Source organism: Burkholderiales bacterium (assembly GCA_015075645.1).
GTDB lineage: Bacteria > Pseudomonadota > Gammaproteobacteria > Burkholderiales > Casimicrobiaceae > VBCG01.
In genome coordinates this window covers 251995-271809 of the sequence record JABTUF010000006.1, presented here as the reverse complement: position 1 = coordinate 271809, position 19815 = coordinate 251995, and the positions used below count along the sequence as shown (strand labels likewise).

Below are 19815 nucleotides of genomic sequence, written 5' to 3'. Positions count from 1 at the left end.
CGGACCGGCGACCGCACGATGCCCATTCGACGCGCGGATGCGGTGCCCGCCGCGACGCGATGGCGGCGTTCCGGCGAGCAATTGTGGCAATCCGATGGCATCGGGTCCGCGGCGGTGGCGATCCGCCCGCCCTCCGGGATCGCGGTCGGCGTCGCGGCACGCGATCGCGGCGCACGGGACGCCGCGCGACGTCGATCGAGTCGCGCCGGTCCTTGGTATAGTCGTCGCGCCATGAGCCGACGCATCGCCATCGTCGAGGACGAACCCGCGATTCGCGCGAACTACGCCGACGCGCTGAAGCGCCTGGGCTACGAGGTCGCCGCGCACGCGACGCGCGACGCCGCGCTCGCGGCGTTCCGCACGCGGTTGCCCGACCTCGCCGTCGTCGACCTCGGGCTCGGCGACGATCCGGACGCGGGCTTCGCGCTTTGCCGCGAATTGCGCGCGATGTCGCCGGCGATCCCGATCCTGATCCTGTCGGCGCGCGACGCGGACATCGACATCGTGTCGGGCCTGCGCGTGGGCGCCGACGACTACCTGACGAAGGACGCGAGCCTGCCGCACCTCGCCGCGCGGATCGCCGCGCTGTTCCGGCGCGCGGACGTGGCCGCCTCGCCGACGGCGGCCGAGGACGTCGTCCTGCGCGGCCCGCTCGCGCTCGACGTGAAGCGCATGACCGCGCGCTGGCGCGAGCAACCGGTCGACCTGACGCTCACCGAGTTCTGGATGGTGCACGCGCTCGCGCGCCATCCGGGCCACGTGAAGGACCGCGACGCGCTGATGCGCGAGGCGAACACGGTCGTCGACGACGGCACGATCACCTCGCACGTGAAGCGCATCCGGCGCAAGTTCCAGGCGATCGACCCGGCGTTCGACCGCATCGCCACCGTCTACGGCATGGGCTATCGCTGGATCGAGGGAACCGGTCCGGGCGGCGCGTAGGGCCGCGCATGACGCGCCTCGGCATCCGCGCCCAGCTCCTGCTGGTGCTGACCGTGTTCCTCGTGCTGCCGTGGCTCGGCGTCGAGTACGCGCGCGAACTCGAGCGCGTGCTGCGCGAGGCGCAGGACCGCACGCTCGCCGGCACCGCGCAGGCGGTCGCGATCGCGCTGCACGACCGGCCGCGGCTGTTCGAGGCGCCGCAGAGGCTCGTCGCGCCGAAGGGCGGTGCGCCGCAGGACCTCGTCGACGCGGCCGCCGCGCGGCCGATGCTCTCGGCCGGGGCCGCGGCCGCCGCGCCGGAACTCGAGGAGATCCTGCAGGGCCTCACGCGCACGACTGCGCGCATCCGCATCGTCGACCGCGACCTCGGCATCCTCGCGCACGCGGGAAGTCTCAAGCGGCCCGACGCGGACGATCCGGCGTCGCGCTCGCTCCTCGACCCGTTCTTCTCGCTGTTCCTGTCGCGTCCGACCGAGGATTTCGTCGACGACGACGGCAGCGGCAGCGTGCCGGCCCGAAGCGAGATCCTCGCGGCGCTCGACGGCATTCCGACCACCGACCGGCGCAGCACGGCGGACGGTCGCGCGGTCGTCGTCGCGGCCGCGTATCCGATCTGGGTCGCGGACCGCGTGCGCGGCGCGGTGCTGGTCGAGGAGACCACCAACGCAGTCCTGGCCGAGCGCAATCGCGCGTTCGAGCGGCTGTTCTCGATCGTGGTCGCGATCCTGCTCGTCGGCTCGATCGCGCTCACCGTCTACGCCACCTGGCTGTCGTCGCGCATCCGGCGCCTCGCGCGCGACGCCGAGGCGGCGATCGATCGCGACGGGCGCGTGCTGGGACCGCTGCCCGGCAGCGGCGCGCGCGACGAGATCGGCGATCTCGCGCGAAGCTACTCCGGCGTGCTCGCGCGCCTCGCCGGCTACGCCAGCTACCAGGAGAAGCTCGCCGCGCGACTGTCGCACGAACTGCGCACGCCGCTCGCCGTGGTGCGCAGTTCGCTCGACAATCTCTCGGCGTCGTCGATGCCGCCGGAGGCGCGCCCCTACCTCGGACGCGCGGGCGAAGGGCTCGACCGCCTCGCGACGATCCTCGCGCGCATGACCGAGGCCGCGCGCCTCGATGAGGCGCTGGGGGACGCCGAGCGCGAGCGCTTCGACCTGGCGCAGGTGGTGGCCGGCTGCGTCGACGGCTACCGTCTCGCGTACCCGCAGCGGCCGTTCGCGTACGCGCCGCCCGGCGGCCCGCTGACGGTCGAAGGCGCGCCCGAGATCGTTGCGCAGATGCTCGACAAGCTGGTCGAGAACGCGGTCGATTTCGCCACCGCCGGCGCGATCGAGGTCGCGCTTGCACGTGACGGAGAGTGGGCGCGGCTGACGGTCGCCAACGAAGGTCCGCCGCTGCCGGAAGGCGCCGGCGAGCGGCTGTTCGAGCCGATGGTCTCGGTGCGGCCGCAGGAGGGCCGCACGCCGCACCTCGGGCTCGGCCTCGCGATCGTGCGCATCGTCGCCGCGCGGCACGGTGGCGAGGCGAGCGCCGCCAATCGCAGCGACGGCCGCGGCGTCATCGTCACGGTGCGCCTGCCGCTCGCGCTGCCGCGCGTGAGCGTGTGACCGGCAAGCGCGCACGCCCGGCGTTCGGGGCAGAGCCGCTTGCGCGACAATGGCGGCCGTTGCGTCCCCACGGCCGATCCCATGCCCGCCTTCGCCGCGCAGCACCCGGCGCTCGTCGCCGCCGTGCTCCTCACCTGCTCGAACCTGTTCATGACCTTCGCGTGGTACGGGCACCTGAAGCATCTCGGCGAGCGGCCGTGGTGGATCGCGGCGCTCGTGTCGTGGGGGATCGCGCTGTTCGAGTACCTGCTGCAGGTGCCGGCGAATCGCATCGGGTTCTCGGCGCTCTCGCTCGCGCAGCTCAAGATCATGCAGGAGGTGATCACGCTCGCGGTGTTCGTGCCCTTCGCGGTCCTGTACATGGGGCAGCCGGTCAAGCTCGACTTCCTGTGGGCGGGGCTGTGCCTGATGGGCGCGGTGTATTTCATCTTCCGCACGTGAGGTTGTCGCCCCCCCGAAGCGCGCTCTGCGCGCCTCCCCCCGAGGGGGCGAAGGCGACCTCGGGGCGGCCCGTCGGTCGCCGGTCCCCCCGAAGCGCGCTGCGCACCCGCCCACGAGTTGCGACATGACCGATCCGGCCACCGTCCCGTTCGCGCGCATCTACCTGCCGTTCGCGGCCGGGTACCTGATGTCGTACCTCTACCGCGTGGTCACGGCGGTGATCTCGCCCGAACTCGCGCGCGACCTCGCGTTGCCGGCGTCTTCGCTGGGGCTCCTCACCAGCGCGTACTTCATCGCTTTCGCCGCGACGCAGATCCCGGCGGGCATCCTGCTCGACCGCTACGGCCCGCGGCGCGTGGAGCCGGTGCTGCTCGCCGTCGCCGCGCTGGGGGCGTTCGGGTTCGCGGCCGCGGGTGGGCTCGCCGGGCTCACGCTGGCGCGCGCCATGATCGGTGCCGGGGTGGCGGTGTGCCTGATGGCGCCGCTCAAGGGCGTGGCCGTCTGGTTTCCGCCGCAGCGGCAGGCGCCGCTCGCCGGATGGTTGATGGTCGCCGGCGGCGCGGGCGCGCTCGTCGCGACGACGCCGGTCGAACTCGCGTTGCGACACATCGACTGGCGCGGGCTCTTCGCCGGGTTCGGCGTCGCGACGATCGCGGTCGCCTGCGCGATCGCGTGGCGCGTGCCCGACCTCCCGCGCGTCGCAGAGGCGCCGTCGATCGCGGTGCAGCTCCAGGGCGTCCGGCGAGTGTTCGGCCAGCCGCGCTTCTGGTGGATCATGCCGGTCGGCGCGATCGGCATGGGCTCGTTCATGGCGATCCAGGGCCTGTGGTCGGTGACCTGGATGATGGAAGTGGAGGGCCGCACGCGCGCGGACGCCGCGAGCCTGCTCCTCGCGATGAGCATCACCTCGCTCGGCGGATACCTCGGACTCGGCATGTTCGCGACGCGGCTCGCGCGGCGCGGTTTCGTCACGCGCCACTTCTACGTGATCGGCTGGACGCTCAATCTCCTGGGCCTCTCGGCGATCGTCCTGCGGATCCCCGGCGCGTTCGTGTGGTGGTGCTTCTACGGCTTCGGCGCCGCCGCCAACGTCCTCGCGTTCACGCTGGTCAACGAGGGCTTCCCCGCGTCGCTCGCGGGACGCGCGAGCACCGCGATCAACCTGGCGATGTTCCTCGGCAGCTTCGTCGTGCAGTGGGGCGTCGGCGTGATCGCGGACGCCGTGCGCCTCGCGTCGGGGGCGGACCTCGCCGACGGCCTGCGCGTCGCGTTCGCCGTGGTGCTGGCGCTCGTCACCGCGGCGTACACCTGGTTTCTCGCGGGCTGGCGGCGCCACGCCCGGGTGACGCGTCCCGAGGAAGCCTGACGATGCGCATCCACATCCTCGGCGTTTGCGGCACGTTCATGGGCGGCATCGCGGCGATCGCCCGCGCCGAGGGGCACGAGGTCAGCGGCTGCGACGCCAACGTCTATCCGCCGATGTCGACGCAGCTCGCTTCGCTCGGCATCGCGCTCACCGACGGCTACGACGCGGCGCAGCTCGACGGCGTGGCGCGCGACGCCGACGTGTTCGTGATCGGCAACGTCGTCTCGCGCGGCAACCCGCTGATGGAGGCGATCCTCGACCGGCGGCTCGCCTACGTGTCGGGCCCCGAATGGCTGCGCGACCACGTGCTCGCGGGTCGCTTCGTGCTCGCGGTGGCCGGCACGCACGGCAAGACGACGACCTCGTCGATGCTCGCGTGGATCCTCGAACACGCCGGGCTCGCCCCGGGATTTCTGATCGGGGGCGTGCCCGCGAACTTCGGCGTCTCGGCACGGCAGGGCGGAAGCGACTTCTTCGTCGTCGAGGCGGACGAGTACGACACCGCGTTCTTCGACAAGCGCTCGAAGTTCGTCCACTACCGCCCGTCGACCGCGATCCTGAACAACCTCGAGTACGACCACGCGGACATCTTTCCCGACCTCGCCGCGATCGAGACCCAGTTCCATCACCTGGTCCGCACGGTGCCCCGGCTCGGCCGCCTGGTCGTGAACGGGGAGGATGCGGCGCTCGCGCGCGTGCTCGCGCGCGGATGCTGGTCGGAGGTCGAGCGATTCGCGCGCGACGATGCGCGGGAGGGTGCGGCGGAGTGGACGGTCGCGACCGACGGCGCGATCGCGCTCCGCGGCGCATCGCAGGGAAAGTTGCGTTGGCCCGGCGACGCGCCGCAACTGGGCGCGCACAACCGCATGAACGCGCTCGCCGCCATTGCGGCGGCGCGCCACGCGGGTGTGCCGGTGGAGCGCTCGCTCGCGGCGCTGGCGGAGTTCCGCGGCGTCGCGCGGCGGATGGAGATGCGGGGCCGTGCTGGCGGAGTCACCGTCCACGACGACTTCGCCCACCACCCGACCGCGATCGCCACGACGATCGAGGGCCTGCGGCGGGCGGTCGGCGCGGCGCGCATCCTCGCGGTGCTCGAACCGCGCTCGAACACGATGAAGCTCGGGGCGATGAAGGACCGGCTCGCGGCGAGTCTCGCGGATGCCGAGCGCACGTTCTGCTACACGGCGGGCCTGGGCTGGGACGCCGCGGCCGCGCTCGCGCCGCTCGGCGCGCGCGCGAGCGTTCACGCCGACCTCGATGCGCTGGTCGCCGCGGTCGCGGACGAGGCGAAGCGCGGCGACCACGTGCTCGTGATGAGCAACGGCGGGTTCGGCGGCGTGCACGCGAAGCTCCTCGCGGCGCTGCGGGCGAGGCAAGGCGCGGCGCCTGCCCGAGAGGCGTCGGGCTGAAGCCCGACCCACGGAGGAACTGGCGCATCGGAGCGTGTGGGTCGGGCTTCAGCCCGACGCGTCTCGCCGATTCGATGCGAAAATCGTCCGCCTGAAGCCGGTTCCAGGGCGCCGGCAGGAGGGCGGAGGACGCCGGGCGTCCCGCACCATGGTTCCGCTGATCGTCTACCTGCACGGCTTTCGCTCGTCGCCGCGATCGGTGAAGGCGCAGGCGATGGTCCGGCACGTCGAGGCGCTGCCGGCGGCCGGGCGACCGGAACTCGTCGTGCCCGACCTCGGGCACGCGCCCGCCGCCGCGATCGCGAAGGTGCTCGACCTCGTGCGCGGGCGCGAAGGACCGCTCGCGTTCGTCGGCAGTTCGCTCGGCGGCTACTACGCGACGCACCTCGCCGAGCGCCTCGGCGCGCGTGCGGTCCTGATCAACCCGGCGGTGCGGCCCTGTGACGACCTCGAGCCCTACCGCGGAGTGCAGACGAACCTGTACACCGGCGAGGCGTTCGAGGTGACCGACCGGCACTTCGACGAGCTGCGCGCGCTCGACGTTCGCGCGATCACGCGGCCCGAACGTTACTTCCTGCTGGTGCAGAGCGGCGACGAGGTGCTCGACTGGCGCGTGGCGGTCTCGCGCTACGCCGGCGCGTTCCAGTTCGTGCAGGGCGGCGGCGACCATGCGTTCCAGGACTTCGAGGCGCAGATCGAGGCGATCCTGCGGTTCGCGAGCGCCGACGGTTCGATGTCCGGGCGCGCGGATCGCGCCTGAGAATCGCATTCCAGGCGATGGACAGTTGCGGAGTGTGCCCGGTCGTGGTCTACCACGACGAACTCCAACGCGAAGTCCGACGTCTTCCTGCTCGCAAACACCCAGCTCATCGAGGCCTCCCGCGCTCAATCCAAGCTTGAACTTCTCCGAGGGTAATCCGATACCGCGCGCAGTTATACGCTGTGAGTGCATTGAGTTCGGCCTCAAGCATTTCCCTGAACGCGGCCACTTCTTCTTCTGGCACGCCACTATCAGAGATGGCCTGCTGAAGTGCCTGTCCCTCTCGGACGACGCGCTGCACGGCTTCACTCAAGTGTTCGCGATGCCGCACGCGGAAGGCGTCGGGTGACCCCATCGACTCCAGGATCACCTGATACTTCCGGATCGAGCGTCGATACGTCCATGCGAACAGCTCGACGGCGATCGTGACATCGAGCAGCTCATAGATGCCCAGCATGGCCTTTGCATAATCCCGAGGATCGACATCGAGGAAGGAAAGCGGCGCGCAGTTGTAAAGCATCAGCGGAATATTGGCGGCCAGTCGGCTGGTGCGCTTGTTGCCATCCTCGAAGGGTTGCAGATAGGCCAGGTTCACCCAGAGAAAGAACGCGGCCTCCACCGGATTCTTGATGTGCTGGGTTTTGCCGATGACGAGCGAGATCATCTCCTCGAGGAGCTGAGGCACCTGCGACGGGACGTAGGTCGTATCGGAGATATTGACGACCTTCGTCCGAATCGCGCCCAGCCCGGCTGAGTCGGCCAGCAGGTCTTGCATGAGCAGCGCGTGCAGATTGCGAATGACGCTGTCCGTGAGGCCATAGCTCGGCACGGCGTCAACGAGGAACTCGATGGCGCGCTTGTGGTTGAGGAGCATGACGCCTTCCAGATCGGTAGGCGGAGCACCGCTCTTGAACAATTCTTCTGTCGCCAGCAGGCTGTAGGTGTTGCCCTCCAGGCGCGAAGACGACCAGGAAAGATCGATCAGAAGCTGTTCCAGCACCTTGCGCGCATAGGTGCCCGCTGGTTGCCGGCCCGCCATCCGGCCTTCCTGCGCGAGCGTCTCTGCCAGCTCGCTCGGCAACAGGAATGATTCATTCGGAGCGTAGTCATCGACAAATCGCCGCTGATAGGTGACGGGTTGACGAACGCCTAGTGGTCGGTTCAGCTTGTCGAGGACAGCGCGGGCCTGCGCGGACCATCCGGGCGAGACGGTGGCGGTCACGCGGTCAGTCGCACGCACGGCTTCGGCCATGTACTCAGCGACCGGAGCCGAGAAGTATCGGGTGGCACGCGCCTTGCCCTTGCGGACAAGCGCGTTCTCTTGGACGAGCTTGTCCAGCAGGCGACCGACGGTCGCGTAGCTGCCGCCCACGCGGGCGTGGATTTCCGACGACGAGGCCCCCTCGAGGCCTTCTGCCTGCAAAGCCTTGAGAGCGTCGAGAATGTCTTTTGGGTGAAGCTTGCGCTGCATTGAGAAGATTCCTCTGATCTCCTCGCCCATCGAGGAGATACGAGAATCTACTCATATTTGACGATATTTGCAAGCTCTGTGAGAAGATTCTGGAATCTCGTCAGAGCGAATTGCTGGCCGCCGTAGCACGCCACGAAGCCGACTGGTTAATCTCGACCCCTTGCGATCCGCGCAAGGGGTCGCGTCGATTTGAGCTTCCCCCCGCATTTCGTCTTCCAAGGGACTTTGGATAGGATCGGCGAAATGGACGTTGGAAATGTTCAAGGTACCGAAGCCGGAGTAAGCCGCCGCGGAGTTCAAACTTGGGCGCCCACGCCCGTCCAAAAGGTCATCGACATGCCGTTCCCCCGCACCACCGTTCGCCGCCTGTCCACCGTGCTCACCACGGGGACGCTGTCGCTCGTCTTCGCCGCCACCGCATGGGCGCAGATGCCCACGCGCACGTTCAAGGCCGGCTCCGGCCCCGACGAGCTGTGGGACACGACGATGAAGATGGAGATGCCGGGCATGCCGATGGCGATGCCTGCGCAGACGAGCCAGATCTGCCTCAAGAAGGACCGCAAGGCCGAGGACGCGATCCCGGCCAACGACGAATGTCGGCTCGTCGATTCGAAGACGGTGGGCAACAAGACGACGTTCACGATGGACTGCGCCGGCAAGGAGCCGATGACGATCCGCGGCGAGATCACCTCGAGGCCGGGCGCCTACGACGGCACGATGCACATGAAGGGCAAGCGCAAGGGCAACGACATGGAGATGACGCAGGTGTTCTCGGGCCGCAAGGTCGGCGCCTGCACCGACCAGTCGCAGCAGGTCATGGCGGACGTCAAGGCGAAGAGCGACGCGCAGATCGCGAAGGTCTGCTCCGAGGGCCTGGATCGACTCGTCACCGCGTACTTCTTCGGCAAGGGCGCCGTCTGCGAGTCGCAGCAGAAGCAGTTCTGCGACCGGGTCCGCAGCATCGCGCCCGGCATGCGCGAGCCGGCAGGCTACCGCGCCGCGGTCGCGAAGTCGCAGGGGGCATCGTTCAAGGACGCGTTCGCCGCCTGCGGACAGGACTTCGACGCGACGACGAGGAGCGCCTGCGGCAAGGCCGTGTCGACGCGCGACTGGTCGTTCGTCGGCGGCGGCGCCTGCGATGGCGAGGTGCGCTCGGTCGGCGACACGCAGTGCAAGGGGCGGAGCTACTACACGATGGACCGTTCGCTCGCTCCGGTGTGCAACCGCTACGCGGCGCTCACGCGCGGCGGCGCGGGCGCGGCGTCGGGGCAGGGCGTGCCTTCGAGGGGCACGGAGCCCTCCGCCGACGCGCAGCAACCGCCGCCGGAGCAGAAGCCCGATGCGGTGAAGCAGGGCATGGACGCGCTCCGCAAGGTGCTGCCGTTCTGATCCCGCCGGGATGATCCGCGCCGCGCTGCTCGTCGCTGCGGCGCTTACGCTCGGCGGCGCGGCGCCCGCGAGCGCCACCGACGGCGACCGCTGGCCGGGGGTCGCCTCGGCCTACCTCGTCCGCATCGACGGCACGCCGCGCTGGTCGGCGAACGCGGACGCGCGCCTGCCGCCGGCGAGCCTCACGAAGCTCATGACGGCGCTCCTCGCCGTCGAGGCGCTCGCGCCCGGCGACGACGTGAAGGTGGGCAAGCGGGCCGCCGCGGCGGCCGGCGCGAAGCTGGGGCTTCGTGCCGGCACGACGTTTTCCGCCGAAGACCTGCTCGCCGCGGCGCTGCTGCGCTCCGCGAACGATGCCTGCGTTGCGCTCGCCGAGCGCGTCGCCGGCAGCGAAGCGGCGTTCGTCGAGCGCATGAACGCGCGCGCCGCCGCGATGGGGCTCGCCGCCACGCATTTCGTCAACGCCTGCGGGCTCGACGCCCCTGGACATCTGGCGTCGGTCCGCGACCTCGCGGCGCTCGCGGACGCGGCGATGGCGGCGCCGCGCGTCGCCGCGATCGTGCGGCGCGAACGCGGAAGCGCGAAGGCTTCCGACGGCCGGACCTTCCGCTTCGAGAACACGAACGCGCTGATCGGCCGCGTCGACGGCGCGCGCGGGGTCAAGACCGGATGGACGAAGCGCGCCGGGCGCTGCCTCGCCGCGGAGGCTGAGCGCGACGGCGTGCGCGTGTCCGTGGTGCTGCTGGGCGCGCCGGACCGCTGGTGGGACGCGGTGGCGATGGTCGAGACCGCGTTCGACGACGCGCGCGCGCGTCGCGCGCCGCAGCAGCGTTGAGCATGATGAATCCGGCGACCGCACCTGCCCGTGCGGCCGCGGTCGTCGCGCTCGCCACGATCGCGGCTTACGCGGCGGCTCCGGACACGGTGTTCCAGTACGACGACTTCCGCGTCGTGGTCATCGACCGCGACGTGCACTCGTGGGCGGCGTGGTGGGCCTCGATGCCCGGCATGCGCCCGCTCACCAAGGCGAGCTACGTCGCCAACTGGCTCGTCTCGCCCGCGCCGGCCGGCTTCGCGCTCGCCGGCGTCGCGATGCACGTCGCGGCGACGCTCCTCGTGCTCGCGCTCGCGCGCCGCTGGCTCCCCGCGTTCGCGCCCGCGCTCGCGAGGCCCGGATTCGCCGTGCTCGCCTGCGCGCTCCTGTTCGCGCTCCATCCGGCGCAGACCGAGGCGGTCGTCTACATCGCCGGGCGCTCGACCGTGCTCGCCTCGCTCGCGACGCTCGCCGGGCTCTACGCGTGGGAGCGTTCGCGCGAGCGCGCGACGGCCGCGTGGCGCACGGCCGCGCTGCTGCTGTTCGTCGCCTCGCTTTGCGCGCGCGAGGCCGCGTGGCAGATGCCGTTCGCGATCGTGCTGGTCGAAGTCGCACGGGGCGAACGCCTGCGCGACGCGCTGCGCGGCACGCTGCCGTTCTGGCTCATCGGTTTCGCGCTCGCGGCGATGCTCATCGCCGTCCCGGCCTACCGCCGGCTCCTCGAGACGAGCCTCGCGATCCGCCCGCCGCTCGACAACCTGATCGCGCAGGTCGACGCGGTCGTCTACCTCGTCACCCATCCGCTCCTCACGCTGCGCCTCAACTTCGACCCCGACCTCGCGGCGCGCGACGCGATCGACGCGGCGTGGCTCGCGAAGGCGGCCGCGCTCGCGGCGCTCGTGGGCGTGGGCATCGCGCAGTTGCGCGCGCGGCCGTGGCTCGGTTTTGCCATCCTGTGGTTCGTGCTCGCGCTCGCGCCGACGCACGGCCCGCTCGCGCGCTACGAACTCGCCAACGACCGCCAGCTCTACCTCGCGCTGGTGGGGCCCGCGCTCGTCGCAGGTGTGTGGCTCGCCTCGTGGCGGCGGCGCATGGCAGCGAACACGGCGCTCGTGGCGCTCTCGCTCATGCTCGCGGTTGCGACCTTCGTGCGGGTCACCGACTACGCGAGCGAGGAGCGGCTGTGGGAGGCGACGGTTCGCGCGGGTCCCGACAACGCGCGCGCGTGGAACAACCTGGGTCAGGCGCACGAGGCCGCAGGCGACCGTGACCGGGCGCGCGAAGCCTACCGCCGGTCGCTCGCGATCGACCCCGGGCAACTCAAGGCGCGCGGCAATCTCGACGCGCTCGGGCCGTAAGGCATGCTGCGGCGCAGCTAGGCCGGTACACGACCGGCCGGTAGAATTCACGTTCTGCACGGACGGCGTCGGCGACCCTGTGTCGCGACCCGCCCGCGGATCGCCGTGCACCTGACGTTCGCCCATCCCGGCGTCGCAGGCGGCGGCGAATCGGCCCTCCGTCCGGCCGCCGGACCGGCAATCCCGGTCCGCAGCTTCCCGCGGACGTGATGGAAGGCCGCTCTCACGAGGAGCCTTCGCGCATGACCACGCTCACCCGGACCGGGCCGAAGCCCGTCCAAGTCCCTTCGCTTCCGTCCGAACCGGACCACGCCGCTGCGGTGGATTTCATGCACCGCGAACGCGAGTTCGGGGCGCGCAACTACGATCCGCTGCCGGTGGTGCTCTCGCGCGGCGAGGGCTCGTGGCTCACCGACGTCGACGGCCGCCGGTACCTCGACCTGATGAGCGCCTATTCGGCGGTGAGCTTCGGGCACGCGCACCCGAAGATCGTCGCGGCGTTCACCGGGCAGGCGCACCGGCTCGCCGTGACCTCGCGCGCCTATTTCAACGATCGCCTGCCGTTGCTGCTCGAGCGTCTCGTGGCGCTGACCGGCCTCGACCGCGCGCTGCCGGTCAACACCGGCCTCGAGGCGGTCGAGACCGCGATCAAGGCCGCGCGCAAGTGGGCGCACCAGGTGAAGGGCGTCCCGGAAGGGCGGGCCGAGATCATCGCGTGCCGCGGCAACTTCCACGGGCGCTCGATCACGATCACCGGGCTGTCGACCGAGGCGCAGTACCGCGACGGCTTCGGCCCCTATCCGCCGGGACTCGTGACCGTGCCGTTCGACGACCCGGGCTCGCTCGAGGCCGCGATCGGTCCGCATACGGCGGCGTTCCTCGTCGAGCCGGTGCAGGGCGAAGCGGGCATCATCGTGCCGAAGGACGGCTATCTCGCGCGCTGCGCCGAGATCTGCCGCCGCCATCGCGTGCTCCTGATCTGCGACGAGGTGCAGACGGGCCTGGGCCGCACCGGGACCCTGTTCGGCTGGCAGCACGACGGCGCGAAGCCCGACGGCGTCATCCTCGGCAAGGCGCTGGGCGGCGGATTGATGCCGGTCTCCGCGTTCGTCGCGACCGAGGACGTCATGCAGGTGTTCCATCCGGGCGACCACGGCAGCACCTTCGGCGGCAACGCGTTGGCCGCGGCGGTGGCGCTCGCCGCGCTCGACGTGCTGGAGGACGAGCGCCTCGCCGCGCGGTCGCGCGAACTGGGCGAGTGGCTGCTCGACGAACTGCGGCGGCTCGACAGTCCGCTCGTCAAGGCGGTCCGGGGGCGCGGTCTCTTCATCGGCATCGAGGTCGATCCGGCACAGGCGACCGCGCGGCAGGTAGTGGACAGGTTGCTGATCCGGGGCATCCTGTCGAAGGACACCCACGGCACGGTCATCCGCATCGCGCCGCCGCTGAACGTGCCCCGGGAGGCCCTCGTCTGGGCCGTCGGGGAGATCCGGGTGGCGCTGCGCGACGTCGAGGGAGAGCCCCGCAGGGTGGCCTGACATGGATCGTCAGGGGCGGAGTCGAGGGCTGGCGCGTTCCCGAACCACGACCCGGTGGCGTTCCTTTCCAGCGGGCGCGAACACTTCCCCGTCTGTGGACGACAGAGTAGAGTCGCGCTGGGCACGAACCCTGCTTGGCATCCGACCATGGCTACCCAGCGCTACGACAAGACCGCGAAGGGCCGCGAGGAGATCTCCCAGGGGCGCAAGAACCTCAAGGGCAAGCTCCGGACGGTCCTGTTCCTCGTCGACGCCGGCAAGGACGTCACGGCGATCCAGCAGCAGATCACGCTGATCGGGGCGCCGCCCGACGCGATCGCCCAGCTCGCGACCGCAGGCTTCATCGCCCCGGTCGGCGGGCCCCTTTCGCCGACCAACGACGCAGCGGCTGCGAGCCTCCACGACGGCCGCGACATGCTCGAGCGCTTCCGCGTCGCCAAGGCGTTCATGAACGAGACCATCGTCGACGCGCGCGGCATCCGCGCGTTCGGCTTCACGCTGAAGCTCGAGCGCTGCTCGACATTGGCGGACCTCGCCGCGCTGATGCCCGAGTACACCGAGGGGTTGCTCAAGTCCGTCGATCGCGAAGTGGTGCGCGCGATGGTCGACCGCGCTCGCGAACTCGTCGCGCACTGAAATCCGTCGCGTTTGCTGCCTCGCGGTCCGCGAGGCGTATCGCAGGACCATCGCGACGTCCGGCGCTGCAGCGCAGCATCCGCCGTCCGCCATCGCGTGGCCGGTCGTCCTGACCGCCATCGAGGTGTCGATCAGTCATTGGCGTCGACCGGCGCTCTACCCGGCGGCCCCGGCTCGTCGCCGTTGTTGTCAATCGCCGCCTCATCTCGTAGAGTGGCGCGATTCCGGGGGGAACCATTGCGCGGTTCCCCCTGATCGCAGGCCGCTCCTCGGACGATCGCGACACGATGCTCCTGTTCGTTTCAGCGGTGAAACTGGTCGCGGAGATCGCGCTCATGGCGCTCGTCGGCCAGGGCGTGCTGGCGATCCTCGCCGGCAGCAGGCGCGACAGCAACGTCTTCTACCAGTTGTTCCAGGTGCTGACCGGACCCTTCGTGCGCGGCGCCCGTCTGATCACGCCGCGCATCGTGCTCGACCGGCATGTGCCGATCGTCGCCTTCCTGCTCTTGGCCTTCACCTGGCTCTTCGCCACCGGCTACAGGATCCAGATGTGCGTGCAGATCGGGATCGACCAGTGCCGATGAACGATTCCAGGGTCGCCTACGGGCTGCTCAAGCTTCAGGCCATCGCCTGGCTGGTGCTGGGCTCGCGTGCGCGCGCCGGCGTCCTGTTCGATCGCATGCTGGCGGCCTGGCCTCGAGATGCCTACGCGCTTTCGAGCCGCGCCCACCTGCGCGCGCAGGGGGGCAACCGGCCGGGCGCGATCGAAGACGCGCGTGCGCTCGTCGCCGCGCATCCGGGCCGCAGCGCCGCCGACTGGTTCAACCTCGGATTCCTGCTCGACGACGCGCAGCGCCTCGACGAGGCCGAAGACGCGTTCCGGCGCGCCGTCGCCCTCGATCCGAAGCTCGACCGCGCCTGGTACGGGCTCGGCCTCGTCCTCATCCGTCAACAGCGCCTGGCCGAGGCCGTCGCGGCCTTCAAGCGCAACACCGAACTCCAGCCGATGAGTCCGTACGGCTGGTACCAGCTCGCGCGCGTGCAGGTCGAACGCCGCGAGCCCGAAGAAGCGCGCAAGATCATCCGCCACCTGAAGGGCTTCGAGCCCAAGGTGGCGGCTCAGCTCGAGCGCGAAACCGGCTTGGCCGCCTAGAAACTCACTCTCGCAAGAAGAGGCAGACAGGAGGGGACCGATGGAGTTGACCGAGACGCACCGCGACTACTGGCGCAAGAACCTCAGGCTCACGGCGATCCTGCTCGTGATCTGGTTCGTCGTCACCTTCGTCATCGGGTACTACGCCCGTGACCTGAACTTCACGTTCTTCGGCTGGCCGTTCAGCTTCTGGGTGGGAGCCCAGGGCGCGCTGGTCGTGTACTGCCTGATCATCTGGTACTACGCGCGCACGATGAACAGGCTCGACGAAGAACACGGCGTCGCCGAGGAGGAATGACATGGCTGGCATGTTCGGAGCAGGCGCCGGCGGGGCAACGACCACCGCGGCGGACAAGGGGGCCTTCAAGCGACAGTTGAACAAGGTGTACGGCTGGTACACCGGCGGCTTCATCGCGTTCATCATCGTGCTGGCCATTCTCGAGCAGTTCGGGTTGCCGAGGAACTGGATCGGCTTCATCTTCCTGCTCGCGACGATCGGGCTGTACGCCGGCATCGGCATCATGAGCCGGACCAGCGACGCGACCGAGTACTACGTCGCCGGCCGGCGCGTCCCCGCCATCTACAACGGCATGGCGACGGGCGCCGACTGGATGAGCGCGGCTTCGTTCATCGGCATGGCCGGCACGCTGTACCTCACCGGCTACGGTGGTCTCGCCTTCATCATGGGCTGGACCGGCGGCTACTGCCTGGTGGCGCTGTTCCTCGCGCCGTACCTGCGCAAGTTCGGGGCCTTCACGATTCCCGACTTCCTCGGCGCGCGCTACGAAGGTCACCTCCCGCGCTTCATCGGCATCCTGGCCGCGATCCTGTGCTCGTTCACCTACGTGGTGGCGCAGATCTACGGCGTGGGGATCATCACCGCGCGGCTGTCGGGCTTGGCCTTCGAGATCGGGATCTTCGTCGGGCTGGGCGGCATCCTGGTGTGCAGCTTCCTCGGCGGCATGCGCGCGGTCACGTGGACGCAGGTGGCCCAGTACATCATCCTGATCATCGCGTACCTGGTGCCGGTGATCTGGCTGAGCGTGAAGCAGACCGGCGTGCCGGTGCCGCAACTGGTCTACGGCTTCCAGTTGCAGAAAGTCACCGAGCGCGAGAAGGCGCTCGTGAACGACGCCAAGGAGAAGGAGGTCATCGCCGACTTCAAGGCGCGCGCCGACGAGGCGGACGCGAAGTTGAAGGCGCTGCCGGCCGACGCTCCGGCCGCCGATCGCGCCAAGCTGACGGCGGCACGCAACGCCGACCTGGCGCGCGCGCGCCCGCTGGGCGGCATGCCGCCGCACGCGCAGGTCTTCGCCGGCAACCCCGACGGCGACGCCGCGGCGCAGAAGTCCTTCAACGAGTCGCGCCGCAATTTCCTGGCGCTGATCTTCTGCCTGATGGTGGGCACGGCCGCGTTGCCGCACATCCTGATGCGCTACTACACGGTGCCGTCGGTGAAGGAGGCCCGAACTTCGGTGGCCTGGTCGCTGTTCTTCATCTTCCTGCTCTACTTCACGGCGCCCGCGCTGGCGGTGCTGGTCAAGTACGAGATGTTCACCAACGTGGTGGGCACCTCGTTTGCCGCATTGCCGGAATGGATATCGGCCTGGAACCGCGTCGACCCGAGCCTCCTGTCGGTCACCGACATCAACAAGGACGGCATCCTGCAACTGGGCGAGATCAAGATCGGCGGCGACATCATCGTGCTGGCGACGCCGGCCATCGGCGGCCTGCCGTTCGTGATCTCGGGCATGGTCGCCGCCGGCGGCCTGGCGGCGGCGCTGTCCACCGCCGACGGCCTCCTGCTGACGATCGCCAACGCGCTCTCCCACGACCTTTACTACAAGATGATCGATCCCAACGCGCCGACCGCGCGCCGCGTGATGATCTCGAAGATCCTGCTCCTGGTCGTGGCGCTGTGTGCCGCCTTCGTGGCGTCGCAGAAGCCGGCGGACATCCTGTTCCTGGTGTCGGCGGCGTTCTCGTTCGCGGCGGCGGCGTTCTTCCCGGCGCTGGTGCTCGGCATCTTCTGGAAGCGCGCCAACCGGTGGGGCGCGACGCTGGGCATGGTCGCCGGCCTGGGCGTCACGTTCTACTACATGGCGACGACCCAGGCGTGGTTGCGCGGCGTCTTCGGCGTGACCTCGCCGGTGGCCGACAACATCTGGTGGGGCATCCAGCCGATCTCGGCCGGCCTGTTCGGCGTGCCGTTGGGCTTCGCGGTGATCATCGTCGTGAGCCTCCTGACCGCGCCGCCGAAGCAGGAGACGCAGGAACTGGTCGAGCACGTACGTTATCCGGACCTCAAGGTCGCGCAGGCCACCTAGGACGATCGTGGCGTAAACGGGGGGCGCCACGCGAGTGGCGCCCCTGTTTTTTGATCGATGAGCAGCACCACGCCTTCGCCGCGCCTCATCGCCCAGCTCGACGCCGAGCTGGCGCGCTACGCGCCGTTCGACCGGATGGCGGCCGAGCACCGGCGCGCCTTCGTCGAGGCGTCCGAGCAGGTCTATTTCGCGCCCGACGAAGTCGTGCTCGAGCCTTCGAGCGGCGTGCCGCAGCACATGTACGTCGTGCGTTCGGGCTGCATCGTCGGCGAGCGCGGCTACGGGGGCACGCCGTTCGTGGTCGAGGCGGGCGAGATGATGTCGCTCGGCGCCGCCCTGGGCGAGCGCGCCGTCACCGGGCGCTACCGGGCGCGCGAGGACACGTTCTGCCTCGCGATCCCGGTCGAGCGGCTGCGCGAACTCGCGCGCGAGAGCCCGCCGCTGCTGGAGTTCCTGCAGAGCCGCGTGCTCAAGATGCTGGAGCTGTCGAAGCACGCGATGGTCGAGCGCTTCGCGGCGCTGGCGCTGGCCGAGCAGTCGCTGGAGACGCCGCTCGCCGCCTTCACTCGTCGCGAGCCGCTGTCGGTGCCGCCGGGTACGGCACTGGGCGACGCGCTTGGCGCGATGCACGAGCGCAACGTGGGCTCGGTGCTGGTGACCGACCCCCGCGGCGCGGCGATCGGCATCCTCACGCGCCACGACGTGCTCGAGCGCGTGGTGCTCGCGGGTCGATCGCTCGATTCGCCGATCGACGACGCCATGTCGAAGCCGGTGCACACGCTCACCGTGCACGCGCGCGCGCACGATGCGGCGCTCCTGATGTCGCGCGAGCGCGTGCGCCACGTGCCGATCGTCGACAGCGCCGAAACCGGTCGGGTGGTGGGCGTGGTCTCCGAGCGCGACCTGTTCGTCCTGCAGCGACGCAGCCTGGTGCAGATCGGCGGCTCGATCGACGGCGCGACGAGCGTGCATGCGCTGGAAGCCGCGGCCGAGGAGATCCGCCGCTTCGCGCGCCAGTTGCTGGCGCAGGGCGTGGCCGCGCGCGCGCTCACCGAACTCGTGAGCCACCTGAACGACCGCCTCACCGTGCGCCTGGTGACGCTCCTCGCGGCCGAGCACGCGCTCGACCTGCAGCAGGCGTGCTGGGTGGCCTTCGGTTCCGAGGGCCGCGGTGAGCAGACGATCGCCACCGACCAGGACAACGGCCTCGTGCTCTCGCCCGAGGCCCTGCCTGAACGCGCGCGCTGGCTCTCGTTCGGCGACGCGGTGAATCATGCGCTGGCCACGGCCGGGTATCCGTTGTGCAGGGGCGGGGTCATGGCCGGACAGGAGGCCTGTTGCCTGGGTGCGGACGAGTGGCAGGCGCGCTTCGTCCGCTGGATCGACCAGGGCGCGCCCGAGCACCTGCTCGCCGCGAGCATCTACTTCGACCTGCGGCCGGTCGTCGGCAACGCTGCGCTGGTCGGCCCGCTCACCGACGTGATCGCTGTGCAGGCTGCGGCGTCGCCTCGATTCCTGAAGCTGATGGCCGACAACCTGCTCTCTCAGCGCCCGCCGCTCGCCTGGCACGGCGGCATCTCCGGCGACGAGATCGATCTCAAGCTGCAGGGCACGGCCATTTTCGTCGGCGGAGCGCGCCTGCTCGCGCTCGCGGCCGGCGTGCGCGCCACCGGCACGAGCACGAGGCTGCAACTGGCGGGAAAGGCGCTCGGCATCGCGCCGGAAGACACGGAAGGCTGGATCAGCGCCTTCGAGTACCTGCAGACGCTGAGGCTCGCCGCGCAGGTCGGCGCCGGCGTCGACGCGCCCGCCAATCGCATTGCAGTCGCGAAGCTCAATGTCATCGATCGCCGTGTGTTGCGCGAAGCGTTGCAGGCGGCGCGCAGGCTGCAGCAGCGCATCGAGCTGGATTACCCGTGATCCGGCTGCCGTGGCGGCCGCGCGCGGCCGACGGGGCACGTGCGGTCGTGCTCGACGTCGAGACCAGCGGACTCGACCCCGAGCACGACGACCTGCTCGCGATCGCCGCGGTCGGCGTCGAGCGGCGCGGCGGCGGGGTCGTGATCCGGCCCGGCGACAGTTTCGAGGTGGTGCTGGGACGAGACACGGGCGCTCCCCCCGACAAGGCGAACATCCTGCTGCACGGCATCGGCGCGGGGGCGCAGCGCGCCGGCGTCGATGCGTCCGAGGCGCTGGCGGGATTCGCCGAATACGCGGGCGCGGCGCTCCTGATCGGCTTTCACGTCTCGTTCGACCGCCGGATGATCGAGCGGGCGCTGCACGCGATCGGCCGCCCACGGCTCGACAGCCGATGGCTGGACCTGGCCGAACTGGCGCCGCTCCTCCATCCGGGCACGCGCGCGACCACGCTCGACGACTTCCTGGCGTTGCACGGCATCACGGTCGCGGAACGCCATGTCGCGGCCAGCGACGCCTTGGCCACCGCGGAGCTGCTGCAATGCCTGTGGCCGCGGGCCGTGGCGCAGGGCTTGCGCGACTGGAGGGCGCTGGAGAGCGCGGCAGCGGCGCGGCGCTGGTTGCCCGGTGCCTGACACGCAACTTCGACCCCGGGTCGCTATGATCCGCGATGAGGAGGTTCGG

General features: G+C 70.3%; 18 protein-coding genes. 17 read left to right on the top strand and 1 reads right to left on the bottom strand.

Annotated elements, in window-relative coordinates; all coding sequences use genetic code 11:
* The first annotated feature begins 231 nt into the window (after positions 1-231).
* The 6 genes from pdsR (at position 232) to HS109_16810 (ending at position 6528) form a co-directional block, all read left to right on the top strand.
* On the top strand, positions 232-942 hold the full coding sequence (gene pdsR / locus HS109_16835; protein MBE7524035.1) for a proteobacterial dedicated sortase system response regulator: 711 nt from the start codon (positions 232-234) through the stop codon (positions 940-942).
* 8 nt (positions 943-950) lie between these two features.
* A complete protein-coding gene (locus HS109_16830; GenBank protein ID MBE7524034.1) occupies positions 951-2552 on the top strand; it encodes a hypothetical protein in 1602 nt (533 codons plus the stop codon).
* A gap of 81 nt (positions 2553-2633) precedes the next feature.
* Positions 2634-2993: a DMT family protein gene (locus HS109_16825; GenBank protein ID MBE7524033.1), complete on the top strand. Its 360-nt coding sequence runs from the start codon at positions 2634-2636 to the stop codon at positions 2991-2993.
* A gap of 124 nt (positions 2994-3117) precedes the next feature.
* Positions 3118-4359, top strand: a complete 1242-nt coding sequence (locus HS109_16820) for an MFS transporter (GenBank protein MBE7524032.1) — start codon at positions 3118-3120, stop codon at positions 4357-4359.
* Between the two features lie 2 nt (positions 4360-4361).
* On the top strand, positions 4362-5768 hold the full coding sequence (mpl, locus tag HS109_16815; protein MBE7524031.1) for a UDP-N-acetylmuramate:L-alanyl-gamma-D-glutamyl-meso-diaminopimelate ligase: 1407 nt from the start codon (positions 4362-4364) through the stop codon (positions 5766-5768).
* Positions 5769-5925: 157 nt separating this feature from the next.
* Complete coding sequence (locus HS109_16810; GenBank protein MBE7524030.1) at positions 5926-6528, top strand: alpha/beta fold hydrolase; 603 nt, start codon at positions 5926-5928, stop codon at positions 6526-6528.
* Positions 6529-6634: 106 nt separating this feature from the next.
* On the opposite strand, the gene HS109_16805 is transcribed toward HS109_16810, so the two are convergent.
* On the bottom strand, positions 6635-7999 hold the full coding sequence (locus HS109_16805) for a Fic family protein (GenBank protein ID MBE7524029.1): 1365 nt from the start codon (positions 7997-7999) through the stop codon (positions 6635-6637).
* A 336-nt stretch (positions 8000-8335) separates the two neighbouring features.
* On the opposite strand from HS109_16805, the gene HS109_16800 reads away from it, so the two are divergent.
* The 11 genes from HS109_16800 to HS109_16750 all read left to right on the top strand — a co-directional run bounded on the left by HS109_16800 (position 8336) and on the right by HS109_16750 (position 19766).
* Positions 8336-9388: a DUF3617 family protein gene (locus HS109_16800; protein ID MBE7524028.1), complete on the top strand. Its 1053-nt coding sequence runs from the start codon at positions 8336-8338 to the stop codon at positions 9386-9388.
* A 10-nt stretch (positions 9389-9398) separates the two neighbouring features.
* Positions 9399-10223 (top strand): D-alanyl-D-alanine carboxypeptidase, encoded by an 825-nt coding sequence (locus tag HS109_16795; protein MBE7524027.1) that lies wholly within the window; start codon positions 9399-9401, stop codon positions 10221-10223.
* Positions 10224-10228: 5 nt separating this feature from the next.
* Positions 10229-11560, top strand: a complete 1332-nt coding sequence (locus HS109_16790) for a tetratricopeptide repeat protein (protein ID MBE7524026.1) — start codon at positions 10229-10231, stop codon at positions 11558-11560.
* Between the two features lie 329 nt (positions 11561-11889).
* Positions 11890-13098: an ornithine--oxo-acid transaminase gene (gene rocD / locus HS109_16785; GenBank protein ID MBE7524025.1), complete on the top strand. Its 1209-nt coding sequence runs from the start codon at positions 11890-11892 to the stop codon at positions 13096-13098.
* 147 nt (positions 13099-13245) lie between these two features.
* Positions 13246-13734 (top strand): hypothetical protein, encoded by a 489-nt coding sequence (locus HS109_16780; GenBank protein MBE7524024.1) that lies wholly within the window; start codon positions 13246-13248, stop codon positions 13732-13734.
* 287 nt (positions 13735-14021) lie between these two features.
* On the top strand, positions 14022-14318 hold the full coding sequence (locus HS109_16775) for a hypothetical protein (GenBank protein ID MBE7524023.1): 297 nt from the start codon (positions 14022-14024) through the stop codon (positions 14316-14318).
* Positions 14315-14887, top strand: a complete 573-nt coding sequence (locus tag HS109_16770; GenBank protein ID MBE7524022.1) for a tetratricopeptide repeat protein — start codon at positions 14315-14317, stop codon at positions 14885-14887. Before HS109_16775 ends, HS109_16770 begins: the two co-directional genes overlap by 4 nt.
* 40 nt (positions 14888-14927) lie before the next feature.
* Complete coding sequence (locus tag HS109_16765; GenBank protein ID MBE7524021.1) at positions 14928-15185, top strand: DUF4212 domain-containing protein; 258 nt, start codon at positions 14928-14930, stop codon at positions 15183-15185.
* A 1-nt stretch (position 15186) separates the two neighbouring features.
* The gene (locus HS109_16760) at positions 15187-17214 is read left to right on the top strand and encodes a cation acetate symporter (protein ID MBE7524020.1); all 2028 of its coding nucleotides are present in this window, start codon (positions 15187-15189) and stop codon (positions 17212-17214) included.
* Positions 17215-17271: 57 nt separating this feature from the next.
* Positions 17272-19134, top strand: coding sequence for a CBS domain-containing protein (locus HS109_16755; protein MBE7524019.1), 1863 nt, complete (start codon positions 17272-17274; stop codon positions 19132-19134).
* On the top strand, positions 19131-19766 hold the full coding sequence (locus HS109_16750; protein MBE7524018.1) for a 3'-5' exonuclease: 636 nt from the start codon (positions 19131-19133) through the stop codon (positions 19764-19766). The genes HS109_16755 and HS109_16750 overlap by 4 nt, the downstream gene beginning before the upstream one ends.
* Positions 19767-19815: the final 49 nt, after the last annotated feature.

Bases quoted from the DNA above. Each gene is read 5' to 3' on its own strand.
- pdsR (MBE7524035.1), top strand. From the start codon at position 232: ATGAGCCGACGCATCGCCATCGTCGAGGACGAACCCGCGATTCGCGCG.
- HS109_16830 (MBE7524034.1), top strand. From the start codon at position 951: ATGACGCGCCTCGGCATCCGCGCCCAGCTCCTGCTGGTGCTGACCGTG.
- HS109_16825 (MBE7524033.1), top strand. From the start codon at position 2,634: ATGCCCGCCTTCGCCGCGCAGCACCCGGCGCTCGTCGCCGCCGTGCTC.
- HS109_16820 (MBE7524032.1), top strand. From the start codon at position 3,118: ATGACCGATCCGGCCACCGTCCCGTTCGCGCGCATCTACCTGCCGTTC.
- mpl (MBE7524031.1), top strand. From the start codon at position 4,362: ATGCGCATCCACATCCTCGGCGTTTGCGGCACGTTCATGGGCGGCATC.
- HS109_16805 (MBE7524029.1), bottom strand. From the start codon at position 7,999: ATGCAGCGCAAGCTTCACCCAAAAGACATTCTCGACGCTCTCAAGGCT.
- HS109_16800 (MBE7524028.1), top strand. From the start codon at position 8,336: ATGCCGTTCCCCCGCACCACCGTTCGCCGCCTGTCCACCGTGCTCACC.
- HS109_16795 (MBE7524027.1), top strand. From the start codon at position 9,399: ATGATCCGCGCCGCGCTGCTCGTCGCTGCGGCGCTTACGCTCGGCGGC.
- HS109_16790 (MBE7524026.1), top strand. From the start codon at position 10,229: ATGAATCCGGCGACCGCACCTGCCCGTGCGGCCGCGGTCGTCGCGCTC.
- rocD (MBE7524025.1), top strand. From the start codon at position 11,890: ATGCACCGCGAACGCGAGTTCGGGGCGCGCAACTACGATCCGCTGCCG.
- HS109_16780 (MBE7524024.1), top strand. From the start codon at position 13,246: ATGGCTACCCAGCGCTACGACAAGACCGCGAAGGGCCGCGAGGAGATC.
- HS109_16775 (MBE7524023.1), top strand. From the start codon at position 14,022: ATGCTCCTGTTCGTTTCAGCGGTGAAACTGGTCGCGGAGATCGCGCTC.
- HS109_16770 (MBE7524022.1), top strand. From the start codon at position 14,315: ATGAACGATTCCAGGGTCGCCTACGGGCTGCTCAAGCTTCAGGCCATC.
- HS109_16765 (MBE7524021.1), top strand. From the start codon at position 14,928: ATGGAGTTGACCGAGACGCACCGCGACTACTGGCGCAAGAACCTCAGG.
- HS109_16760 (MBE7524020.1), top strand. From the start codon at position 15,187: ATGGCTGGCATGTTCGGAGCAGGCGCCGGCGGGGCAACGACCACCGCG.
- HS109_16755 (MBE7524019.1), top strand. From the start codon at position 17,272: ATGAGCAGCACCACGCCTTCGCCGCGCCTCATCGCCCAGCTCGACGCC.